Source organism: Eubacterium sp., from assembly GCF_057858645.1.
Genome location: NZ_DBLZZO010000047.1, coordinates 1 through 6,222, shown reverse-complemented (window position 1 = coordinate 6,222; position 6,222 = coordinate 1). Strand labels below are relative to the sequence as shown.

Below are 6,222 nucleotides of genomic sequence, written 5' to 3'. Positions count from 1 at the left end.
TGGAGAAAAAAGCTATCTAATCTCAATACATTTCTAACTCCCCATATATACTGGGGAATACATATCACAATTTGCGTAAACTACAACCAGCACATGGTGGAAGTGATCCGGGTGCAACTTATAATGGCAGACAGGAAAAAGATGATGCCCTTAGAATGGCAATGGATGTAGGGGATTTACTAAAAAATGCAGGCTTTGATGTAGTTTATACAAGAACAACAGACGTTTATAATACGCCCTTTGAAAAAGCAACAATTGGAAATGAAGCAGGCGGGGATTTGTTTGTTTCATTTCATAGAAATTCCTCCCCAACACCTAACACATATGGTGGAGTTCAGGCTTTAGTGTATAATGATTCAGGTTTTAAGGGAACTTTGGCAAGAAATATTAATGAAAATCTTGTGGCACTTGGTTTTGAAGACAAGGGCGTTGTGGAACGACCAAATTTGGTAGTTTTGAAAAGGACTAAAATGCCGGCTGTTCTTTTAGAACTAGGTTTTATTAATTCAGATAAAGATAATCAGTTATTTGATGAAAAGTTTAATGAAATAGCTCAGTCAATAGCGGATGGTATAATTGACACTCTAAATTCAAATGGAATAACAGCCTCTCAAATGTCAAGATATACTGTTCAGGTAGGGGCGTTTAGAAATCCTTTGTTGGCAAACAGACAGGCAAATGAACTTAAAATGCAGGGCTTTCCTGTTAATTTGATAGTTGAACGGGGACTTATTAAAGTGACAGTTGGCAATTATAGAAATTTAGATAATGCTGTTGCAACTGAACAGCGACTAAGAGCTTTAGGATACAATACATTCGTAAGAACAATATAATAAATGTATATTTGAATTAGAATGTTATAATGAAATCGTTCAAATGAACAATTTATGGTATTAGGGCATTATAACAAATGGTTATAGAATTGGAATGTTCTAATAAATGGGTCGTTGATATTAAAATAATATAATGTTACAATTAGCACAGTATTGTTTAGATAAAAATGTGGATTGTAAATTACAATGTACAAAGCAGTAATCAGGATTTGGGTGTTTTGGCACCCAAATCCTAATAGGAAATACTAAAGAAATTTCCTATTCCATAAAGAAACAAATTGGGTAGAAAGGAGAATAGTCCATTTAAAAAGAGTGGATTATATTTAAAATGAATAACGGATTTATAAAGGTAGCTGCCGCTACACCAAAAATAAAAGTTGGCGACTGTAAACACAACGCAGTGGAAATATGTTCATTAATAAGAGAAGCTTATAGAAATAAAACACAGTTAATTGTTTTTCCTGAATTATGTATTACAGGATATACAGCTGGGGATTTGTTTTGGCAAAAGGCACTTTTAGATAATGCAATGAAGGCACTTATTGAAACTATTGTTCCATATACAGAGGGCAAGGAAATTATTGCAATAGTTGGTTTACCAATGATTTTTAAGAGTAAATTATATAATATGGCTGCAGTTGTATATGATGGTGAAATAATGGGCTTTGTACCTAAAACATATATTCCAAATTATTCAGAATTTTATGAGGGAAGACATTTTTCATCAGGTAAAGGTGTTGAAGGTTTAAAAGATATAACATACAGAAATATTAATGATGATTCATTTATCTCAGGTTCTTATATTTTAAAAAACTTTAAGTTAGAGTCACAGGAAGAATATGACGATGAATATGATGACGAGTACGATGAGGAGTTTGATGAGACAGAGGATACAGTTTCTGTTGGAACGAATCTTTTATTTAAGTGCGTTAATTTTGATAATTTTACATTTTCAATAGAAATATGTGAGGATTTGTGGGTCCCAAATCCACCAAGTACAAATCATGCAATAGCAGGGGCTACAGTAATTGCTAATTTATCAGCCAGTGATGAAACAGTTGGAAAAGATACTTACAGAACAGGTCTTGTAACAGGTCAGTCCGCAAGAACTTTATCAGCGTACATATATGCTGATGCAGGAGAAGGAGAATCAACTACTGATTTGGTTTTTGCAGGTCATAACATTATTGCAGAGAATGGAGCAATTATTGCCCAGTCAGATAAATTTACCAACGGCATTACTTATGGTGAAATTGATTTGGACAAGATTGCTGCTGAAAGAGCAAGAATGACAACATTTGTGTCAGGTCAGGATATTGACAGCGAATATGAAGAAATTGAAATATATTTAGAGGAAGAAAAATTTGATTTCAGTAGAGTAATAGACAATGCACCGTTTGTTCCATCAAACGAAAGTGAAAGGGACAAGCGTTGTGAGGAAATTCTTTCCATTCAGACAATGGGCTTAAAGAAGCGATTAGAGCATACTAATTGCAAAAATGCAGTTGTTGGAATTTCAGGTGGCTTGGATTCAACACTTGCCCTTCTTGTTACGGTAAGAGCTTTTGATAGTTTAAATATTGATAGAAAAGGAATTATTGCTGTGACAATGCCAGGCTTTGGAACAACTGACAGAACTTACAACAATGCCTTAAAAATGATAGAAAAATTAGGTTGCACTCTTAAGGAAGTAAATATTGCTGAAGCTGTGAAGTTACACTTAAAACAAATTGGACATGATATAAATATACATGATGTAACTTATGAAAATGCTCAGGCAAGACAGAGAACATATTTGTTAATGGATTTTGCCAATGAATATAATGGCATGGTTATCGGTACAGGCGATATGTCAGAGTTGGCATTAGGCTGGGCTACTTATAATGGTGATCATATGTCAATGTATGGTGTCAATGCAGGAGTTCCAAAAACATTGGTTAGACATTTAGTTAAATACTTTGCAGATACAACAGAAGAAAAGGAACTTGCAAAAGTATTATTTGATGTACTTGACACACCTGTCAGTCCTGAACTTTTACCACCAAAAGATGGCAAGATTTCACAGAAAACTGAGGATTTGGTAGGACCATACGAGTTACACGATTTCTTCTTATATTATGTTTTAAGATATGGCTATAATCCAAAGAAAGTATTGTTCTTAGCCAATGAAGCTTTTAAGGGCATATATGATAAGGAAACAATATTAAAGTGGCTTAAAACATTTTATAGAAGATTCTTTTCACAGCAGTTTAAGAGAAGTTGTTTGCCTGATGGTCCAAAAGTTGGTTCAGTTGCAGTATCACCTAGAGGGGATTTGCGAATGCCAAGTGATGCCTGCGTAAGACAATGGTTAGAAGAATTGGAATAGCAGATTTATTAATATAATCACAAGAAGAATATAATTATAAATATTTTAAAAGAAATAAAAGGATGAGGCATTTTTGTCTCATCCTTTTTGGTAAAAAAGAGGTAACAAATAAGAAAAATAGGAAATTAAAAATAAATTATAATAAATCAAATATAGGAGGGTTATTTTTTCCCTTTGTTTATAGTGTCCACAATTGCATCATACAACATGGTATATGTATACTTGCTGTCTTTAGAGAATTTTACGTTTTTAACTGACTGACTGTCAACAATCTGATTTGCAATATCATCAAAGGCTGGCTGTACCAGTGGATACATTGTGGAGATTGTATCGCTTACGTTAGTGACGGTAATGGCATTTATGTGATTGTTATCAAGGGTAACGGATATTTCCATAGGATTACCATTTAATGTAACTTGGGAAGTGTAAACTCCAGCTTCATATTGGCTATTGGTAGTTTTGGTTTCTTTTTCTCCTTGGTTTTTATTACAAAACATAAATATCAAAGATATTATCAGTACAATACCAAGGAGTACAAACACAAGGGTATAAATAAGCTCCTTTAAATGAAATACCATAAATTTTGGACTTTTTCCCATAATGACTCCTTAAAAAATATTTTATATTTAAGTTTATTAAAAGGAATGAGAAAGTATACATGAAAAAACAATATTATTAAAATAAATAGCTTATAAATTAAAAAAAGATACATTAAAGTACGCTGTAATTTGGTATACTATAATAGTGCAAGAAATTTGCTTATTAAAAGATTATGGCAGTATATCATTGTACAATAATATTTAAGGATAGTATTACAAAAATAAAAAAGATAAAGTTATTATAAAAATGTAAAAATTATAAAAGATGATTAAATAAGAGGTATATGTATGGCATTACAATTAATTTTGGGACGAGCAGGTTCAGGAAAATCTTATACTTTAATTCAGAAAATTATAAGCCTTTCAATGAAGATGGAAGATAAGAATTTTGTGGCAGTTGTACCTGAACAATATTCAATGGAAACTCAAAAAGAAATATTAACATTACATCCTAATCATGGGTGCTTCAACATAGAAGTTACAAGTTTAACGAGACTTGCTTATGCAATATTTGAAGAACTGGGAGTTAATGACTTAAATGTTATGGATGATTTGGGTAAGACTCTTGTAATTAGAAAGGTTTTAGAAGATTGCAAAGATAAGCTTTATGTTTACAAAAACAAAGTAAAAATGATGGGCTTTACCGACAAGGTGAAAACGCTTATATCTGAGTTTAGACAGTATAGCATTAATCAGGAGAGCCTTAATGACATTGAAGGAAAAGTAGAAGATTACCCTACACTTAAATTAAAAATAAAGGATTTGGAAATTATAAATAATGAATTTAATAAGTTTATAGAAAATAGGGCAATAACAAACGAAGATTTGTTAAGTCTTCTTTGTGAATACATTCCTAAGTCAGAATATGTAAAGAATACATACTTTTATTTTGACAGTTTTACAGGCTTTACACCAATCCAGTACAAAGTCATAGAACAGTTATTAAAATACAGCCCTCATGTTTCCTTGGCAGTAACTTTGCCTGAAGAACAGGTTGATTTTAAGGGTTATGACCCAATGGAACTTTTTAGCTTAAGTAAGGAAACAATTGTAAAGATTAGAGAACTGGCTATTAAGAATTCTGTTGAAATTGAACCTAATATTGTAATTGACTTAGAGCGCAATCAGGCTCAAAAAGAAAATTCAAGATTAGGCAATCTGGCAAAGCCATTAGCTTTTGTGGAAGAAAATATATTTAGAAACACAAAGAAAGCTCAATATAAGGAAAGCAATGACAATATAAGAATTTACGCCTTAAATAATCCGAAAGGAGAGGCAGAATATGTTGCAGGTGAAATATCTAAATTAATTAAAAGCGGTGATTACAGATATAATGACATAGCTGTTATTGCAGGGGATATAGAAAGTTACCATAAGTATATAGAGCAGGCATTTGAAAAATATGATTTGCCATGTTTTATTGACCACAAGGAGGACATTCTTGCAAACAAATATGTTGACGGGATTCTTGCCGTATTAGATGTAATTAATAAGGATTTTTCTCATCAGACAGTTATGCGATTTGTTAGATTAAAATTTATGGAATTAGATGAAAATATGTGCGACATATTTGAAAACTATATTTTGAAATCTAATAGAAGAGGATATAGAAGTTACGTTAAGAACTGGGAGAAAGTATATCCATTTATGGAAGAAGGACATATAAAAATTGTTAATACAATTAGAGAACAGATAGTAGAAGGATTACAGGAACTTAGGGATGCGTTTATCAAAAAAGACGCAACAGTTTTTGAAAGAACCAAAGCAGTATATTTGTTTACTGTAAAACATAACATACAGGACAAAATACAGAAAAAAGCAGAAGAATTTAGGGAGAAGAAGGTTGTTGCACTGGAAAAAGAATATAGCCAAATATATGAATCAGTAATTAATGTTTTTGATAGATTAGTTGCCTTAATGGGTGATGAGATTGTAACTACAGAAGAATATAACGATATTTTAGAAGCAGGACTTTCTCAGGTAAAAATAGGAATTATTCCACCGGGAATCGATACAATTATGGTGGGTAATATTGAGAGAACCAGATTAAAGGACACCAAAAAAATATTATTTTTCCTTGGTATGAATGATGGTATTGTTCCTAAAAACAGCACTCCTGGGGGTATTATAACTGATAGTGAGAGAGACATATTAAAGTCTAAAGATTACAAATTAGCACCAACTACAAGGGAAAATATTTTTAAACAGAGAATATATTTATATTCATTATTTGCCAAACCATTAGAACAGATTGTTTTATGTTACAGCAAGTCAGACAGTGATGGTTCAACTTTAAGAAAATCATATATAATTGGAATACTGGAAAAAATGTTTCCTAATATGAAAGAAAAGCATTTTGAGGAAATAGAAATTCCGGTAAGCCACATTACTGACAAAGCAGAGCAGGCAAAAGATGAGTTAG

The 6,222-nt window shown here is 32.0% G+C and carries 4 protein-coding genes; 3 read left to right on the top strand and 1 reads right to left on the bottom strand.

The window, feature by feature from the left end; genetic code table 11:
* Positions 1 to 71 precede the first annotated feature (71 nt).
* Entirely contained in the window at positions 72 to 833 is a 762-nt protein-coding gene (locus ACZM4J_RS12010) for an N-acetylmuramoyl-L-alanine amidase (protein ID WP_489486266.1), read from the top strand.
* Between the two features lie 328 nt (positions 834 to 1,161).
* Positions 1,162 to 3,201 carry an NAD(+) synthase gene (locus tag ACZM4J_RS12005; RefSeq protein WP_302689186.1) on the top strand — a complete coding sequence of 680 codons (2,040 nt, stop codon included), beginning with the start codon at positions 1,162 to 1,164 and terminating at the stop codon, positions 3,199 to 3,201.
* A gap of 161 nt (positions 3,202 to 3,362) precedes the next feature.
* Here the strand turns inward: ACZM4J_RS12005 and ACZM4J_RS12000 are convergent, their stop codons facing one another.
* On the bottom strand, positions 3,363 to 3,800 hold the full coding sequence (locus tag ACZM4J_RS12000; RefSeq protein ID WP_022166222.1) for an FMN-binding protein: 438 nt from the start codon (positions 3,798 to 3,800) through the stop codon (positions 3,363 to 3,365).
* A gap of 288 nt (positions 3,801 to 4,088) precedes the next feature.
* Between ACZM4J_RS12000 and ACZM4J_RS11995 the strand changes: the two genes are divergently transcribed.
* Positions 4,089 to 6,222 (top strand): PD-(D/E)XK nuclease family protein (locus tag ACZM4J_RS11995; protein ID WP_489486265.1); only part of this gene is annotated, 2,134 nt, incomplete at its 3' end.